Consider the following 17,720-nt stretch of genomic DNA (forward strand, 5'->3'; position numbering starts at 1 on the left):
TTGTCTGCATGGCCATCCCATTTTCGAGCATTTTACCATTGCACTTAAGTTAAAATGCGCACCTTGTTTATCAGGAGTCTGACATGTCTGACATTCTACAAAAAATTCTTACTGTTAAGGCGCAAGAAGTTGCTGCCGATAAAGGTAATTGGTCATGGGGAACTGTGCGCGCCGAAGCGGAACAAGCCTTACCCACTCGTGATTTTGTCGGAGCCATTCGCAGTAAATTGACTGCAGGTCAGCCCGCAGTGATAGCCGAAATTAAAAAAGCCAGTCCCAGTAAAGGCGTGTTACGCGCAGATTTCCGTCCTGCGGAAATTGCGACCAGTTATGCAAGTAACGGCGCGGCCTGCTTGTCCGTGTTAACCGATGCGCAATTTTTTCAGGGCAGTGCCGACTATTTGCAACAAGCGCGGGCCGCTTGTTCAATCCCAGTGCTCCGCAAGGATTTTATGGTGGACACCTACCAAATTTATCAGGCTCGAACGTTAGGCGCAGACTGTATCTTACTGATTGCGGCAGCATTGAGCTTGGCTCAGATGCAAGAGTTTGAGGCTTTGGCGCACAGTTTAGGGCTAAGCGTGCTGGTAGAGGTGCATAATAAAGCGGAATTGGATCAGGCATTGCAACTTACTACCCCGCTCATCGGCATAAACAACCGCAACCTGCGTACTTTTGAGGTGAAGCTGCAAACTACGCTGGATTTATTGCCGCGCATTCCACAAGAACGTATAGTGGTAACTGAAAGCGGTATTCTTCGAACAGAAGATGTACAGCTGATGCGCAGCAATCACGTCAATGCTTTTTTGGTGGGTGAGGCATTCATGCGGGCTGCTGAGCCAGGCGTTGCATTAGCAGGGCTGTTTGCGTTGTGATGCTTGTGCGCACGCCATTATCTCCTGATTCTACTTTCGCATCTTTGTTGGAATAGTCAGCTAACAGATGTTTTGGTGCTGACGAGCTTGCGCTCACGGTCAGTAGAGGCGTTACGAACAAGTCACTGGCTTAACAAATGGTCAGTGTGGATAGTTTTTAGATGCCGATATTGATGTATATCGCCAGCATCTCATCAATAGAAAAACGGGCACCTTAAGGTGCCCGTTCATGATCCAACTATATAATCCTCTTTCGAAGATTATAATTTAGAACGCGTGTTTCATACCCACTGAGAATGCAGAAGGATCGTTACCCAAAGCAGCAACGCTAGTGGAAGAGCTAGCACTGTTAAAGCCAAGTTGGTAATTTGAGTTTCTATCATTTCTCAAACGAGTGTACAACGCATAAAGTGTAGTCTGTTTGGTCATTCTATGGTCAAAACCAACTGTATATTGCTGAGCGCCAGTTTTATTGGCTTTACCAGCACTACCACTTACATCGGCAAATGCTAATTTAAGTGCATCATCTGCAGTAACGTTATACTTGGCAGATAGATAATAGGCCGTGGAGCTGCCAGGGCCATTGGAATTCCTGATATTTTCAAGAGCACCATTTAACGCGAACAGGGTATTAGAGTATCCAAGACCACCTTTCCATGCTGATGTATTGAATGAACCATTGCTCAGCTCATTGCTCATGCTTTGATAGGCTACAGTTGCATAAATTGGACCAGCATCGTACATTGCAGCAACCGATGCACCTTCATTTGTGTGATTGAGGCTGTTACCTGGATTTAGTCCTGCTGGGGAATTCTGCCCAGGTGCTGTACCACCTTGATCACCAAAATAAGAACCTGCCACACTGAAGCCGGAATAATTCAAGCTATTGAAACCAACGGTGTTGCTAGTACGAGCATCGTGACCGTTACCCATCAAGCTACGGTTATCAGCAATGGTGTTATGGAACATGTCCATGCCGCGGGTAGCTAACTTATAGGGTGTATCGAAACGACCTAGTCTTAAAGTACCTGCAGTGTCACTTCTCAATCCAGCGAAGGTATCACGTTGGGCCAGACGTGTTGCAGAGCGACTGTTCTGCGTTTGACCGTTCCCTGCTCCAATCGCGATTTGGCTTTCTATTTGCCAAATTGCGGATAAGCCGCTACCTAAGTCTTCTGAACCCTTCAATCCGAAGCGTGATGCATTAGAAGCGACCCCTTGACTATCCCTGTTCCCATCATTATCTATGACGTCATAGGATACGTTGGCTTGACCGTATATGCTAACGTCTGCCATTGCTGCTGAGGTCGCAAATACGCCCGCGACGGCTAGAGCAATCAAACTCTTATTCATGTTCATTTCAATGTTCTCCTTGATTTACTAAATTGGTTTTCCGGGAAAACCTCTCAAATTTAATCCACTTGTGAGAAGTCAGGCAGCATTTTGACAGAGAGGTTTAGAGATAAGCAAGGTGCTTGTTGTATTATTGCAACATAAAGGTAATCAAAAAATCCTCTGTAGTTAACGTAAGTGGCCATGATTTGCAAAAGTTACTTTCAGCGTTGAATGAATTCATCATTAAACCTAGCTTTTCAAAGTTCATTTGAACTCAGCAATATACTTGATGAGGCTTGCATTGCTAGACTTCCTTCTGCGTCGGCCTGATGTCAAGTGGCTGCGCTTACAAGAAGAATCGCTGTATATATAAACGATCGATCACATTTATTATTTCAGAAGACACAACTCGTATCAGCAATTTCAGTTCGTTCAGCGCACCCAGAGCTACAGCCCAAAAGACTTGGCACAATCGATCGGTGTAATCGGTTGATGCGGCGCTCGCCATGATTTTTGGCGTGCATCTGCAAAGTCGTTGTTTTTATGTAAAAACTTGACAGTAGACTTTGTCCATAAAGTGCGGTTGCCTTCAATTATGGAAGTTCTATCGGTTTTGTGCCATTATTCATCGATAGTATTCTGTTTTGTTTTGGGCGTTTGTCAGACACTCATTCCTATAACTCTATATCTCTATGGTGTTGAGAATATTCATGTTTAATCAAATAATTCAGTGAATTTTTATATGGGCTTGCACCCCGAGAATTTTAGTTATTCTAGACAGAATCATACAATACTTTACTAATTGCGTTTTTTCGCTCGGGATTTAAAAACGCCCCTGAAAATTGTTTTTTAAGGAGAGATTTAATGGTGAGTTTACAACCGCCTGTTTGCGATTTCGGCTGGATGGCTCATGAATTTAACTTGCGGGGTGTGGATGGGAAGCGTTACACCCCGGAAAATGCATGCGGCAAGAATGGTCTGTTGGTGATGTTTATTTGCAACCATTGCCCCTATGTAAAATCCATCCGTGAACGCATAGTGCGGGATACACGCGAACTGCTGCAACATGGCATTAACAGCATTGCCATCATGTCGAATGATTCTGCTGAATATGCGGAAGACTCTTTCGAGAATATGCAGAGAATGTCTGAGGAATTCGCTTATCCATTTCCTTATGTTTGGGACGAGACACAGCAAGTTGCTAAGGATTATGGAGCAGTATGTACGCCAGATTTTTTCGGGTTTAATGCTCAACTGGAATTGCAATACCGTGGTCGGCTGGATGCATCGCGCAAGGAGGCGGTGCCGGATGTGCCACGTGATTTATTCGATGCCATGGTGCAAGTGGCTCAAACTGGCAAGGGACCGCTAGAGCAGATCCCCAGCATGGGCTGCTCCATTAAATGGAAAAACGCATAAATGGAAAATCGAAACATAAATCAAAACTCATTCCGCTGAATGGAGCTTCGCTATACTTGCGCAGGGGCTCATAAACTTTAGGACTTTTGCGGCTGAGTTATTTGTACTGAGGCGATAGAGGCCATGTTTTTCAGCAGCAAATCCGAATGTGAACCGCATCAGCCTGTTTGTTTTATGCTAGTTAACGCATCATGCTCAATATCCGTCAGGCGGTTACAAAAAAGTTGAACATCATGAAAGGCGATTGGCGTGCAGATATTGATACTCGGAGCCGGGCAAGTTGGCTCAACAGTGGCGGAGAGCTTGGTTGGAGAGAATAACGATATAACCATAGTTGATACTGACGCGGAAAAACTGCGTCTGCTACACGACCGCTTTGATCTACGCACGCTGGTGGGAAATGCTTCACACCCTTCTGTACTGGAGCAGGCTGGCATTGCAGATGTTGATATGTTGTTAGCAGTTACACAAAGTGATGAGGTTAACATGGTGGCCTGCAAGCTCGCCGCCAGTCTGTATAACACCCCGACCAAGATTGCGCGTATTCGCGCCGCAAATTATCTGGAACATCCCGAAATATTTAGTGCTGATAATTTTTGTGTCGATTTTTCCATTTGCCCGGAACAGATACTCACTGATTACATATACAAGTTGATTGAGTTTCCAGAAGCCCTGCAAGTGCTGGAGTTCGCTGGCGGCCGGGTGTCTCTGGTGGCGGTCAAGGCGTTTGAAGATGGACCTCTGGTAGGGCGGGAATTGCGTTACCTTCGCACCCATATGCCCAATGTTGATACCCGGGTCGCGGCAATTTTTCGTCAAGATAGGCCAATTATTCCAGAAGGCGGTACGGTGATTAAGGCAGGCGACGAGGTTTTTTTTATTGCTGCAACCGAGAATATTCGCACGGTGTTGAAAGAGTGGCGGCATATGGATAAACCAGCCAAACGGGTAATGATTGTTGGCGGCGGCAATATCGGGCGTAGGCTGGCGCGAGCATTAGAGCGCGACTATCAGGTTAAGCTTATTGAGCACAATAAGAAAGCATGTGAGTGCTTGGCAGGAGAATTGACTCATACGCTGGTGCTGTGTGGCGATGGGACTGATGAAAATCTGCTGGCATCCGAACATGTTGCAGATGTGGATGTATTCTGTTCTCTGACAAATGATGATGAAAACAATATTATGTCCGCGTTACTAGCCAAAAAATGGAGTGCACGTAAAGTGCTCGCATTGATTAAGCGCAGTTCATACGTTGATTTGGTACAGGGCGGAAAGATAGATGTTGCATTATCACCAGCCCAAGTTACGATCGGTTCGTTGCTTGCCTACGTGCGACAGGGTGACGTGGCAGTGGTGCATGCGCTTAGGCGCGGAGCGGCTGAAGCGTTAGAGATGGTGGTACATGGCGAACGACATTCGTCTAAAGTTGTAGGACGACGCATTGATGAGATTGAATTGCCCAAGGGGGCTACTATCGGCACGATCGTGCGCGAAGAACAGGTGATCATGGGGCACCATGACACGGTTATTGAGGCGGACGATCATGTCATCGTATTCGTGATCAATAAAAAAATGATCAGTAAGGTTGAAAAATTATTCCAGGTCGGCCTGGGGTTCTTTTAATGCAACGCTCGCTGACCGTTATTCACGCGCTTGGCATGATGTTAATCATGTTCAGTGTCACGTATATCTTGCCTATTGGCACATCGCTGATTTATCAAGACGGTACATTGATAGACTTTACTTTGGCGATGGTAATGACTCTTGCGGTGGGCTGTCTGATGTGGCTGCTCACACGCCATAACAAAGGTGAGCTCTCTATACGGCACGGATATTTTCTGGTGGTAATGATGTGGACGGCGATGCCAGCTTTTGCGACTTTGCCGTTATTACTACTGATCAATGGTCTGTCTTTCACCGATGCCTATTTTGAAACGATGTCTGGCATGACAACCACGGGCGCAACCGTGTTGACTGGCTTGGATGCTTTGCCACCCGCCATTAACTTGTGGCGGCACGAACTAAGCTGGCTGGGTGGCATGGGTATTATCGTGTTGGTGGTGGCGATATTGCCCCTGCTGGGCGTTGGTGGTCGTCAATTATATAAGGCAGAAATGCCAGGTCCGATGAAGGATGCCGCCCTTGCTCCGCGCATTGCAGAAACGGCTCGTAATTTGTGGCTGGTATATCTCTGCATTACGGTGGTTTGCATCATATCGCTACACTTAGCAGGAATGTCTTGGCTAGATGCTATCTGTCATGCATTCACTACGGTAGGATTGGGCGGTTTTTCTACGCATGACGCTAGCGTGGGATATTTTAATTCTTCCACTATTGAACTCGTAATGACCGTATTCATGCTGCTGGCAGCAATGAATTTTGCGACACATTTTCTGGTATGGCGAAAAAAAAACCTGAAACTTTATCTGCTTGATACTGAGAGCCTCGGTACTGCAATCATGCTAGTAGTAAGCTGTTTTGTTATTGGTACATTTTTATGGTGGCAGGATATTTATCCGAATTTATGGACAGCGCTGAGATATGCGAGTTTTAACTTGGTGTCAATCGCAGCTAATTGTGGTTTTTCCAGCACAGATTACAGCCTTTGGCCCATGTTTGCACCGCTGTGGATGCTGTTTTTAAGTTGTATTTGCGCCAGTTCGGGCTCTACTGGCAGCGGTATTAAAATGATTCGCACGCTCATTTTAATAAAGCAGGCGGGACGTGAACTTATCAAACTATTACACCCGGCCGCAGTAAACCCGTTAAAAATTGGCGGCCGCGTAGTGCCTGACAATATAGTATTCTCGGTGCTGGGCTTTATCTTTCTGTATTTTATGAGCATAGTCGCATTGACTTTTGCTTTGGTGATAAGTGGGTTGGACTTTTTATCTGCTTTTTCTGGGATAGTTGCCTGTATTAACAATGTTGGCCCTGCATTGGGGATATTGGGTCCAGCAAGCAACTATGGGATATTGAATGATTTTCAGACTTGGGTATGTACCCTTGCCATGCTGATCGGACGCTTGGAAATAATTACCGTGCTGATTATTTTTACCCCGCAATTTTGGCAACGATAACTTGGTGTTTCATAAACTCTGTGTGGGTAACAAGCAAAATTATGAAGCTATAGTTCGTTAACAAGGTAAAGATCCATGCCACATCGTCATATGTTATGGGCAGTGTTTCCGTAGCCATGAAAAGGAACTGTTTTGCAGCTTGTCTTAGAAATTCATAGTTTATAATTTTGTTAATGTATTACTGAATAGCAAGGGCTAATGATGATATTGCAGAAACCTGCTGTTTTGCTATTTGGCAAAAATGGCCAAGTTGGCTTCGAGGTGCAAAAAACATTGTCGCAGTTTGGTTTGGTGCATGCTTTTGGTCGACAAGATTGCGATTTGTCTAATTTATCGCGGATAAGAGAAATTGTGCGACAACTGCGGCCCGATATTATTGTGAATGCTTCGGCATACACCGCAGTAGATAAAGCCGAAAGCGAACCACAAATTGCTTATCTGATTAATGCCTCTGTACCCAGTGTGCTCGCAGAAGAAGCTGCCTCTGTAGGCGCGCTGTTCGTGCATTATTCGACTGACTATGTCTTTGATGGCATGCAACCCGGGTGGTATCTAGAAGATGATGTCCCAAACCCTCAATCGGTTTATGGTAAAAGCAAACTTGCGGGCGAAAGCGGAATTACAGCGGCTGGTTGCCGCAATTTGATATTCCGAACCAGTTGGGTATTCGGCGCGCATGGTGGAAATTTCGCCAAGACGATTCTTAGGCTTGCTAAAGAGCGCGAATCGCTGAGTGTAATAGCTGATCAGTATGGTGCGCCGACATCGGCACATTTAATTGCGGATGTTACCGCCCAGGTTGCTATCCAGTATTGGAATGAAGTGAACCGAGAAAGCTTTCCCTACGGCATCTATCATTTGGTGGCTGCTGGTGAAACAACTTGGTACGATTATGCCAAATACGTCATTGCTTATGCTGAAAAGATAGGAATTAAATTACGTTTAAAATCGACTGCAATTGAAGCAATCTCCAGTATCGACTATCCATTACCAGCGCCACGCCCGTCCAACTCCAAGCTTGATAGTGAGAAGTTGCGGAAAACATTTGGTCTGGCTCTTCCAGATTGGCACCAAGATATGGCGATTGTCTTGGGTAAAATTATTACGGTTTAAGCATTAACGGGCGCCTCAAAAAATTCAACTTATCGAGCAGCCGTTTCGCATCCTGCCTGTTTGCCCCGTTTTGTTACAGTACGACGCTACTCAAAAATTTATCGTTTACATATAACTTGGTTATATGCCGCGTTCAAGTTGTATTCTCGTGCCTTGACTTGCTTAACAGCCCTGTCGGACTTAAGGTAATCGGCTGCAAAGTGAGCTGAGCAGTGTATATTTCGCTGCTATATTTGGGCAATAGAAAACTATTACTCTGAAGCATCGTCACAAATCTACCCGTGCTGAGTTAAATTTTCGCTACGTCTCTTTAAGTCCGACAGGCTGCTAGAAAACTGAGTTTTTAGTGGTGCCCTGATGACCAAGTGGAATTAACGGCAATAATCCCGAAATTAAACAACAGTGGCGAAATCAGTCTTTGGATACAAAGAGCCATAGAGTGCGTATTCAAAGGCAGGGTTGACTGATTTTCCTTGAATGCCCAAATCAAAAAAATGCTAAATTATTCACGGGTGCGCACTAAGCGTACCCGATAGCCAGCACTGTTATGCTCAGAGCCGTAATCCACGTAGCCATAATCGAAATTGACTCCCCAAGCGTAAGAAGGCTCACCCGCCGCAGGCGGAGCCGACCAAAAAGGAGAGCCTGGCGTTTCCGGAAAGGCGACTGTATCAATCGCTGGGTTACAGCGGCTGGAGTCCACAATGCTCGACAGCTCTTTCAGGCTAGGGAGGCGCCATGGTTTGCCACTAGTTAAGGCTTCATTTTTAGCCCAACTTTGTGCCTGATCCGAATTAAACGCGGTTGCGTTTCCACTGCAGACATTGTTTATGATCTTCATGCCTTCTGCGTACCGCCGCCAAATGAGACCGGTAGTGTTGTCAGTGACTTCATTACCGTCCGTTGAAATTACATATCGCGTCTGGGTTTGCGTATCTGGGTTGTCTGGCGAAGCCTCTATGTCTGCCAGCGGCAGGGGATTAACGGTTTTCATGGTTATGCTCCTGACGTTATTTAAAAATAGACTTGTACATCCTACTCTGACTATATAAAAATATTGAAAATAATTCCTTATTATATTTAATTTTGATCAGTAGTATCCGTTTAAATGAAAGTGTGAATAGCTAGATGCCATGATTGAAGTGAAATTTCGAGCAATGTCAATAGAATGGCGTCTCTGGTTTGAACGGCCAATTGCGGTTCTCGTGGTCTTCTGGTTTTTTCGCGGAGGTTGTCATGAATAGTGGGAGGCTCTGTTCGCAAATTCTTGGGTTTCTCACCGGTCAGTTATTTCATCACCGCCTGCCACATGAAGGTAATCGCTACATACCAAGTACTGCATAACTGAGAAGCAACGGGATACAGGCTGTGGATAACCACCTTGGGTGTGAACGGATTGGTATGCGATGGATTGTAACCATGCACAAAATATCCGCAAGCACTTCACATATTCCTTTTTTTTAGTTAGGATGTACTCTATAACCTCTGTAGTGCATCTTCACTCAGCTTCACACTAAATCAGTAGTATCTTTAACTTCTAAATTATAAAGCGAGATTAATTATGAGTGAGCACATCCGTTATGTTACCGACTCAACCTTTGACGCCGATGTACTGCAAGCACCACTACCAGTACTGGTAGACTACTGGGCAGAGTGGTGTGGCCCATGCCGCAGTATTGCTCCTATTCTGGAAGAGATCGCCAAGGAATATGCCGGACGCATGACTGTAGCTAAAATGAATGTAGATGAAAACCAGCAAACGCCACAGAAATATGCAGTTCGCGGTATTCCTACACTAATGCTGTTCAAGAACGGAAATATCACAGAAACTAAGGTCGGCGCGTTATCTAAATCGCAGCTCACCGAATTTATTGACAGCCATATTGAAATCATTTAAAGTGTTCTGTCAGTAATACTAATTGCTGACAGATCCTGCTGCACCATACTCACAAACCCTGATACTCAAGATAGTTAATCAAGCGGCATCCGCGCGCAAACTGTAATACCTCCCTGAGCAGGTTCCTTCAACTTCGTAATATCATCCATCTCTATTATATGCATTTATCTGACCTCAAGACCAAACACATTACTGAGCTGGTGGGCATGGCTACAACTAACCGGATCGACAACGCTAACCGCATGCGTAAGCAAGACCTGATTTTTGCTTTGTTAAAAAACCAGGCAAAAAAGGGCGAGAGTATTTTCGGCGAAGGTACACTGGAAGTATTGCCCGACGGATTTGGCTTTCTGCGCTCACCAGATATTTCCTACTTGGCGGGTCCAGATGACATCTATGTTAGCCCGAGTCAGATCCGTCGTTTCAATCTACATACTGGAGATTCGATCGAAGGAGAGATTCGCACCCCCAAAGAAGGGGAGCGTTACGTCGCCTTAGTAAAGGTGGACAAGGTTAATTCCGAGGCTCCGGAAAATACAAAAAACAAGATACTTTTCGAAAACCTGACACCATTGTTCCCAACTAAGCAAATGACACTGGAACGAGACATCCGGGCCGAAGAAAATATTACGGGTCGCATTATTGATATTGTCGCTCCAATCGGTAGAGGGCAGCGTGGGTTGCTGGTAGCTTCGCCCAAGTCTGGCAAAACCGTGATGTTGCAGCACATTGCTCACTCCATTGCGGCAAACAACCCGGATGCACATCTGATTGTTCTGCTTATCGACGAACGTCCTGAAGAAGTCACTGAAATGAGTCGCAGCGTGCGCGGTGAAGTTGTTGCATCTACTTTTGATGAGCCTGCTACACGCCATGTCCAAGTCGCCGAAATGGTGCTCGAAAAAGCTAAGCGCCTAGTTGAACATAAGAAAGATGTAGTTATTCTTCTGGATTCCATTACGCGGCTGGCGCGTGCCTACAACACAGTTGTTCCATCTTCCGGCAAAGTGCTTACTGGCGGTGTTGATGCTAATGCCCTGCAACGCCCTAAACGTTTTTTCGGGGCGGCCCGTAACGTCGAAGAAGGCGGTTCACTTACCATTATTGCCACGGCACTAGTGGATACCGGTTCTCGTATGGATGATGTGATTTACGAAGAATTCAAGGGTACGGGCAATATGGAAATTCATCTTGACCGACGCATGGCAGAGAAACGCATCTACCCAGCTATTAACATTAATCGTTCCGGTACACGCAGGGAAGAGTTGCTGATTAAATCGGATATCTTGCCCAAAATCTGGGTGCTTCGCAAACTGCTCTATCCAATGGATGAATTGGAGTCAATGGAATTTCTGCTGGATAAAATTAAAGCGGCTAAGAACAACGCGGATTTCTTTGATTCAATGCGCCGCTAAGGTCACAAAAGATTCAGTCCTCATGTTTATAAGGTGCAAGCTATATTAATCCTGCAGAAATATGGCAGTTTTACTATAGCTTGCAACTTTACTTCCCGATACTACAGCTGAGCTCGCTTACTTATCCGATCAGCGTTCTTCAGGTCTACTGAATATTCTCTCCTTGGGCCGAGGGAAGTTTGCTTTTACGTCTACGGTGTCAAATAGATTACAGCCTTTGCGTAGATTATCTTCTTCCCGCTCCAATGCAAAAGTAGCCATCATTTTTGATGAATGGGTAGCCAAAATAATTGTCAATCCAGGAAACTGTTCCTGCGCCATTTTTTTAAGCTGAGTAAGAAGTCGTTGTTGCCTGTCTTCGTGCAAATGAGCTTCAGGTTCGTCGATTACCAAAATTGTGTTGCGCGTCATATATGCGCCGATTCGCACAAACAACTGCACCAAACTTTTTTCCCCGTTGCTGAGTGAGTCAAGTCGATGCACATTCCCGTTGCGTACAATTTCAACCTCATGCGGATCTTTACGAACATCCTTGATTGCGGTAATGGTATCTGCAAAAACTCGCTCATTAACTAATTTAAGCGCACGATCAAAACGTCCGTCATCAAGCCACTTCAACCAAACCAACAGGTTGTCGAGCGAGTCACGCCAATCGCCGGTTTCTGTGCCAAAAGAATATGAAGGTGCATAATTCCAGTCTATAGGTGGAATAATGGCGCGATGCTGATCCGGATTAACTTGAACAATATTACGATAGGCCGAGAAATAAATGACTGTGGGCCAGTCCAGCATACTTTCTTCAAAGCCACCAATTTTTTCACCTGTGGCTGCATCAATACCTGAAATAAAGTTTGAAATCCATTTGTCATGCAGGCCAATTGTTGACCAAGTTTCCGCTTCATCGCGACAAAAACCAAAGCAATGCCATTGCTGCGCACGCACTTTGCTCAATGCTTCTTCGTCCCACTGGCTCAAGTTTTCTTCAACCGCCAGCTTACCAGCAAGCAGGGATAGTACAGCAACTCGTTCATGGCCATTGTCACTATAGTGAATACGAAAATCCAATTGTGCTCGTCCCGGGCCGTGATCCAAGCTTTCTAGGTTAAAAGGTGAATCGACGCGGCGATTATGAGCTGCGGCTAAATCTTGTATCTTGGTAAAGCCTGTCATTCCCACTAAGGCCGGAAACAGTTCCAGTATCGTTGTCTTGCCTCGGCCATTTTTGGAATGAAGCATAAAAAAATTGCATGACTCCCCATTGTTATCGGTGAAGCTTATTTCTTCTTGCTCAGTCTGGAATGGACCAATGCGGTCTATGGTCAGCCTCAACGGCGTAAATTCATATATCTGGAAGTTATCCATTGATTGTTTTCTCCTTGTGGCGATGGCCTGCACGATGTTGTAGTCATTCAGCAAGATGCCATGCACGTGAGCTGTCGGTTGGCTATGAGCCGACAGCACTCGCCCGTTCATTGCTAGCTTTCCGAACCGGACTAGGGCTAATGGAAAAACAAAAAATATTCTAGACTAAAGAGGATTGCCCAGTCAAGGTGAAGTCAGATTGCGTGCCAAGATGGATGGAAAGATTGGACGGGTATGCTTTTTAACATATGGATTTACAGAAAAATGTAATCTTAAGGGTGCCTTTAAAAATACACTGACTATCTATTGGATTTCAGATATCACGTACCTCGCGCCAAAACTGGTTGGCTGTATTTTGCAGCGGGATGGGCTTGTATTCACGCAAGATCATTGGGCTAGGTGAGCCGCGGTTCCAGCAGTATTAATCTGTCAAGCGTTGCAGATGGCGATCAGGCAGTGGTGAACAACGGTTGGGTTGATATTGCATACAGGTCGAGGCCACAATAAAAACGTGACGAAGTAAATTGTGGGGTTCTATACAATACACACGACGGTACGCTGCCTTGGGAAATTTAACGCCAACAGTTTGCGAAATACAGCTCGCAGCAAAACTGTCTATCGAGGCGCCCGTAATTATTTGACCGCTACACATTAAACATGCGGCGTATTTGATTCGAAACAAGCATTGAAGCTTTGACCGGGTTTTGTGCCTGCTGAAAGCTGTAGAGGGGAGAAAGACGTGTCGCAACGTGGAGAATGAAGAAAAAAATGAGAAACAATCGTCTATGTTGCGTGATATGTGGTGCGCTCCAGTCATTAGAAATGTTGGATTTTTTGAGGTACTCTTGAGTAACTGTAAGTGAATTAATTGGATCGAATATGGCTTTAGGATACTTGAAATTTCAACCATCTGCCCAATCTACTAACTAACCATTTCTATGGAGGAGCCATAATGAGATTCGACAAATTTACGACTAAGTTGCAACAGGCGCTGTCTGATGCGCAAAGTTTGGCTGTGGGTAGTGACAATCAATTTATTGAACCGCAGCATTTGCTGCTGGCATTGCTCAATGATGCCGATAGCGGTGCGGCTTCACTACTTGCGCGTGCCGGTGGAAATGTAGTTCTCTTAAAAGAGAGATTGACACAAAGTGTGGAGCATTTGACCAAGGTGGAAGGGCACGGCGGCGAAGTGCAGGTTGGGCGCGATCTCGCCAGCTTGTTAAACATCGCCGACAAGCAAGCACAAATTCGCGGTGACCAATTCATTGCCTCAGAAATGTTTTTGTTAGCTCTAACGGAAGACAAAGGTGAATGCGGGCGTCTATTTAAGCAGCAGGGTGTGGCTCGTGCGGCGTTGGAGCAAGCTATCAATGCGGTGCGTGGTGGGCAAAACGTAGGTAGCCAAGAAGCTGAGGGTCAGCGTGAGGCACTAAAAAAGTACACTATGGACCTGACCGAGCGTGCGCGTCAAGGCAAGCTGGATCCAGTGATCGGACGTGATGATGAAATCCGTCGAGCTATTCAAGTTCTGCAACGTCGCACCAAGAATAACCCGGTTTTGATTGGTGAGCCAGGCGTAGGTAAGACCGCTATCGTGGAGGGATTAGCGCAGCGTATTGTCAACGAAGAAGTGCCCGAATCTCTGAAGGGTAAACGCGTCTTATCGCTTGATATGGCTGCGCTATTGGCAGGAGCAAAATATCGCGGCGAATTCGAAGAACGTTTGAAATCTGTACTGAAAGAATTAGCCTTGGAAGAAGGGCGCATCATCGTATTTATTGATGAACTGCATACAATGGTCGGTGCGGGTAAGGCTGAAGGTGCAATGGATGCGGGCAACATGCTGAAGCCAGCGCTGGCGCGCGGCGAGTTGCATTGCATCGGCGCCACTACGCTAGATGAATATCGCAAATACATTGAGAAAGATGGTGCGCTAGAGCGTCGTTTCCAAAAGGTGCTGGTGGATGAGCCGACAGTGGAAGCAACCATTGCTATCCTGCGCGGCTTACAGGAAAAATATGAGTTGCACCACGGTGTGGAGATTACCGATCCCGCTATTGTGGCAGCAGCAGAATTGTCGCACCGTTATATTACCGACCGTTTTTTGCCGGATAAGGCAATTGATCTGATAGACGAAGCTGCCGCGCGCATCAAGATGGAAATTGATTCCAAGCCGGAAGTGATGGACAAACTTGACCGGCGCCTGATTCAATTAAAAATTGAACGCGAAGCAGTGAAGAAGGAAAAAGATGAGGCGTCGAAAAAACGTATGCAGCTTATTGAAGACGAGATTGAAAAGCTGTCGCGTGAATATGCCGACCTGGAAGAAATATGGAAGTCGGAGAAAGGCTCGGCACATGGCACAGCACAGGTAAAGGAAGAAATCGAACGCACACGTGCCGAAATCATTCGGTTGCAACGCGAAGGTAAATTGGAAAAAGTAGCCGAGTTGCAATATGGCAAGCTCCCACAACTCGAAGCGAAATTGAAAGAAGCGAACCAGGTTGAGGCAACTAAGCCCCAGAACCGTCTGCTACGCACGCACGTTGGCGCGGAGGAAATTGCAGAAGTAGTAAGTCGCGCTACTGGCATTCCTGTTTCCAAAATGATGGAAGGCGAGCGTGACAAACTGCTGCAGATGGAAACCAAGTTGCACGAGCGCGTGGTCGGACAGGACGAGGCGGTACGCTTGGTGTCGGACGCAATCCGTCGCTCGCGTTCTGGGCTAGGGGACCCTAACCGTCCATACGGGTCTTTTCTGTTTTTAGGGCCTACTGGGGTGGGTAAAACCGAATTATGTAAGGCGTTGGCTGGATTTTTGTTCGATTCTGAAGATCATCTCATCCGCATCGACATGAGTGAATATATGGAAAAGCATTCCGTGTCGCGCCTGATTGGTGCGCCGCCAGGCTATGTCGGTTATGAAGAGGGCGGCGGGCTCACCGAGGCCGTTCGGCGCAAACCGTATTCCGTCATATTGTTGGACGAAGTGGAGAAAGCGCACCCGGATGTGTTCAACGTGCTTCTGCAAGTGCTGGATGATGGCCGCATGACAGACGGACAGGGGCGTACAGTAGATTTCAAGAATACAGTGGTTGTGATGACCTCGAACCTTGGCAGCCAAATGATCCAACAGTTATCTGGTGATGATTACCAAGTAATCAAACTGGCAGTGATGGGCGAGGTAAAGAGTTATTTCCGTCCTGAATTTATTAACCGTATTGACGAAGTGGTTGTGTTCCATGCCCTGGATGAAAAAAATATCAAGGCTATCGCACGTATTCAGTTGGGTTATTTGGAAAGCCGTTTAGCTGCAATGGATATGAAACTGGAAATTACTGATGCGGCTCTGGCGGAAATTGCCACTGTTGGATTCGACCCTACTTATGGTGCCCGCCCACTTAAACGTGCAATCCAGTCACAACTGGAGAATCCGCTCGCCAAACATCTTCTGGAAGGCCGTTTCGCCGCTAAAGATACTATTAAAATTCATTGCTTGAATGGGGTGATGAAGTTTGATAAAGATTAAAATCATATAGAAATACCGCAGAATAGATGAAGGGGAGGGCGATTTTCTTCCCGTCACTCTATCCTCGGTGTGCGTTTTGCTCGCCGCGAGCTCTCCAGTCAATTGTTCTATATAGAAATAGATGAGGTCGGATTTTACGTCAGCTATCATTGAAATAAATTGAGTCTGATCGTTCACCGTAACAGCCGACAGCTAGCGGATTGAAGTCCAGCTCTAAGGGTTGTTTGTAAACTCCAGCAGTTATCAAGAAAGTTGCGAGGTAATCGAGCCAAGGTCGAAAATCGCCTGAAGGATGCTGATATTCTTATCTAAAAAATCTATTAGATTTTTTTTTGTAAGATCTTAGCAGTTTGCGGGCGAAAAAAAGCCGATACTTTTTTAAATAATTTATTGTCAGTGCGCAGTTGGCAGATTTTGGTCTCCCGTTGACGTATGCGTTTTTGCTTGGAAGTGATAGGCTTCTCGGCACCGGCTTTGCCCAGTCGCTCAGCCCGGTATTGTTATCCAGTAGCTTACTACTACGCGACCTAAGCAAACGTCGGCTATGCTGACGTATAACTTGAGAGCACCTTTATCATTATTGCGAGTAGCAGCTTGCATGCTTACCCTGGTGCTAGGTAAGGCAAGGCGAGAGTAAAAAAATTGAACGCATCGTATATGTCATATGTAAGTGATAATTTTTTAGAGTAACGCGGTATTGTGATGATGATTGGAATTTAGGAGGTGCCCTTGAATTTTTTCGCCAAGCTGTAGCGAGTAGGTTCATAGTGTGTAAAAGTGGGGGAGGCGTGTTTAAAAATGGCAGTCATGGTGCGTGAATGCTTGTGCAAAATACTCAGCGAACAAAACTGAACATTCGGATGTTTAAGAGCCATAACTCTCTAACACAATGATTTAAAATTAAAATAATTAATAAGATGTCTAAAGAACTACTGATTCGCTTTGCTGAAAGTCGTGATGCTTTAGTTATAACTAAATTTAATCGAGCCATGGCTTTAGAAACGGAACTGAAGGAATTAACACCGGAAGTAATATCAAAGGGCGTAAATAATCTTTTAAATAATCCCAGCCTTGGGTTTTATGTGGTTGCAGAAAATGACGATGAAGTTATTGGATCACTAATGGTAACTACGGAATGGAGCGATTGGCGAAATGGTATTTTTTGGTGGGTTCAAAGTGTTTACATCGAGCCAAATGAGCGTCGAAAAGGGGCTTATACAAAGCTTTATAATTTTATTAAAGAGTCTGCAAAAAACAATCCAAATGTTTGCGGGTTTCGCCTTTATGTGGAAAAAGAAAATATTCTTGCCCAAAATACATATAAAGCTCTTGGCATGATTGAAACAGATTACCGGATATACGAAGAACTAAAGCTAGGGACCCGCTTCTGTTTGAACACAAAATAATAAGCATTCCAGAATCCACTAGCTCGGCAACTAATGTAGTTTAAACATTAAGATTTGTACACTTTAAAAGTGGCACGAGCGTGTCAATCTTAGTGAGGATGTCGCTGGCCTTTATAGTCTAGATAAACAGCTTTCGTTTGGCGTTATGCACTGCGATATTCTTTGATAGCAGCTTTCAGCTTGGTCACGCTGCTGAAAACGCCACGAAGAATGCTTTTGTCTGTGCTGTCGTAAAATGTAGTAGTTCAGACTTAATCTGACAGTAAAGTCTTGCCAAAGGGTGGGG

12 protein-coding genes are annotated in these 17,720 nt (G+C 45.5%); 9 read left to right on the plus strand and 3 right to left on the minus strand.

Translation table 11 applies throughout. The annotated features are described in order from the left end of the window. The first annotated feature begins 83 nt into the window (after positions 1-83). Positions 84-875 carry an indole-3-glycerol phosphate synthase TrpC gene (gene trpC, locus MJ770_RS05145; protein WP_239250532.1) on the plus strand — a complete coding sequence of 264 codons (792 nt, stop codon included), beginning with the start codon at positions 84-86 and terminating at the stop codon, positions 873-875. Between the two features lie 267 nt (positions 876-1,142). Here the strand turns inward: trpC and MJ770_RS05150 are convergent, their stop codons facing one another. Beyond that, positions 1,143-2,234, minus strand: coding sequence for a porin (locus MJ770_RS05150; RefSeq protein ID WP_239250533.1), 1,092 nt, complete (start codon positions 2,232-2,234; stop codon positions 1,143-1,145). A gap of 840 nt (positions 2,235-3,074) precedes the next feature. Between MJ770_RS05150 and MJ770_RS05155 the strand changes: the two genes are divergently transcribed. The 4 genes from MJ770_RS05155 to rfbD all read left to right on the plus strand — a co-directional run bounded on the left by MJ770_RS05155 (position 3,075) and on the right by rfbD (position 7,822). Then, positions 3,075-3,629, plus strand: coding sequence for a thioredoxin family protein (locus tag MJ770_RS05155; RefSeq protein WP_239250534.1), 555 nt, complete (start codon positions 3,075-3,077; stop codon positions 3,627-3,629). A 249-nt stretch (positions 3,630-3,878) separates the two neighbouring features. Further along, complete coding sequence (gene trkA, locus MJ770_RS05160) at positions 3,879-5,252, plus strand: Trk system potassium transporter TrkA (RefSeq protein WP_239250535.1); 1,374 nt, start codon at positions 3,879-3,881, stop codon at positions 5,250-5,252. Further along, positions 5,252-6,709, plus strand: a complete 1,458-nt coding sequence (locus MJ770_RS05165) for a TrkH family potassium uptake protein (protein ID WP_239250536.1) — start codon at positions 5,252-5,254, stop codon at positions 6,707-6,709. Before trkA ends, MJ770_RS05165 begins: the two co-directional genes overlap by 1 nt. A 198-nt stretch (positions 6,710-6,907) precedes the next feature. Further along, positions 6,908-7,822, plus strand: coding sequence for a dTDP-4-dehydrorhamnose reductase (gene rfbD, locus MJ770_RS05170; protein WP_239250537.1), 915 nt, complete (start codon positions 6,908-6,910; stop codon positions 7,820-7,822). A gap of 502 nt (positions 7,823-8,324) precedes the next feature. Here the strand turns inward: rfbD and MJ770_RS05175 are convergent. After that, complete coding sequence (locus MJ770_RS05175) at positions 8,325-8,816, minus strand: Lcl C-terminal domain-containing protein (RefSeq protein ID WP_239250538.1); 492 nt, start codon at positions 8,814-8,816, stop codon at positions 8,325-8,327. 567 nt (positions 8,817-9,383) lie between these two features. Between MJ770_RS05175 and trxA the strand changes: the two genes are divergently transcribed. Then, positions 9,384-9,719 carry a thioredoxin TrxA gene (trxA, locus tag MJ770_RS05180; protein ID WP_239250539.1) on the plus strand — a complete coding sequence of 112 codons (336 nt, stop codon included), beginning with the start codon at positions 9,384-9,386 and terminating at the stop codon, positions 9,717-9,719. Positions 9,720-9,877: 158 nt separating this feature from the next. Continuing rightward, positions 9,878-11,134, plus strand: a complete 1,257-nt coding sequence (gene rho / locus MJ770_RS05185) for a transcription termination factor Rho (protein WP_239250540.1) — start codon at positions 9,878-9,880, stop codon at positions 11,132-11,134. A gap of 129 nt (positions 11,135-11,263) precedes the next feature. Here rho and MJ770_RS05190 read toward each other — a convergent pair whose 3' ends face one another. Beyond that, positions 11,264-12,607 carry an AAA family ATPase gene (locus tag MJ770_RS05190; protein ID WP_239250541.1) on the minus strand — a complete coding sequence of 448 codons (1,344 nt, stop codon included), beginning with the start codon at positions 12,605-12,607 and terminating at the stop codon, positions 11,264-11,266. A gap of 841 nt (positions 12,608-13,448) precedes the next feature. Between MJ770_RS05190 and clpB the strand changes: the two genes are divergently transcribed. Further along, positions 13,449-16,028, plus strand: a complete 2,580-nt coding sequence (gene clpB / locus MJ770_RS05195) for an ATP-dependent chaperone ClpB (RefSeq protein WP_239250542.1) — start codon at positions 13,449-13,451, stop codon at positions 16,026-16,028. 917 nt (positions 16,029-16,945) lie between these two features. Further along, positions 16,946-17,434, plus strand: a complete 489-nt coding sequence (locus MJ770_RS05200) for a GNAT family N-acetyltransferase (protein WP_239250543.1) — start codon at positions 16,946-16,948, stop codon at positions 17,432-17,434. The last annotated feature ends 286 nt before the right edge of the window (positions 17,435-17,720 follow it).

Source organism: Candidatus Nitrotoga sp. M5 (genome assembly GCF_927904885.1).
Classification (GTDB): domain Bacteria; phylum Pseudomonadota; class Gammaproteobacteria; order Burkholderiales; family Gallionellaceae; genus Nitrotoga.

What these genes read in the sequence shown, in the direction of transcription:
- MJ770_RS05150 (WP_239250533.1), bottom strand. Translation starts at nt 2,234, where the DNA reads ATGAACATGAATAAGAGTTTGATTGCTCTAGCCGTCGCGGGCGTATTT.
- MJ770_RS05200 (WP_239250543.1), top strand. Translation starts at nt 16,946, where the DNA reads ATGTCTAAAGAACTACTGATTCGCTTTGCTGAAAGTCGTGATGCTTTA.
- MJ770_RS05165 (WP_239250536.1), top strand. Translation starts at nt 5,252, where the DNA reads ATGCAACGCTCGCTGACCGTTATTCACGCGCTTGGCATGATGTTAATC.
- rfbD (WP_239250537.1), top strand. Translation starts at nt 6,908, where the DNA reads ATGATGATATTGCAGAAACCTGCTGTTTTGCTATTTGGCAAAAATGGC.
- trxA (WP_239250539.1), top strand. Translation starts at nt 9,384, where the DNA reads ATGAGTGAGCACATCCGTTATGTTACCGACTCAACCTTTGACGCCGAT.
- MJ770_RS05155 (WP_239250534.1), top strand. Translation starts at nt 3,075, where the DNA reads ATGGTGAGTTTACAACCGCCTGTTTGCGATTTCGGCTGGATGGCTCAT.
- rho (WP_239250540.1), top strand. Translation starts at nt 9,878, where the DNA reads ATGCATTTATCTGACCTCAAGACCAAACACATTACTGAGCTGGTGGGC.
- MJ770_RS05175 (WP_239250538.1), bottom strand. Translation starts at nt 8,816, where the DNA reads ATGAAAACCGTTAATCCCCTGCCGCTGGCAGACATAGAGGCTTCGCCA.
- MJ770_RS05190 (WP_239250541.1), bottom strand. Translation starts at nt 12,607, where the DNA reads ATGAACGGGCGAGTGCTGTCGGCTCATAGCCAACCGACAGCTCACGTG.
- trpC (WP_239250532.1), top strand. Translation starts at nt 84, where the DNA reads ATGTCTGACATTCTACAAAAAATTCTTACTGTTAAGGCGCAAGAAGTT.
- clpB (WP_239250542.1), top strand. Translation starts at nt 13,449, where the DNA reads ATGAGATTCGACAAATTTACGACTAAGTTGCAACAGGCGCTGTCTGAT.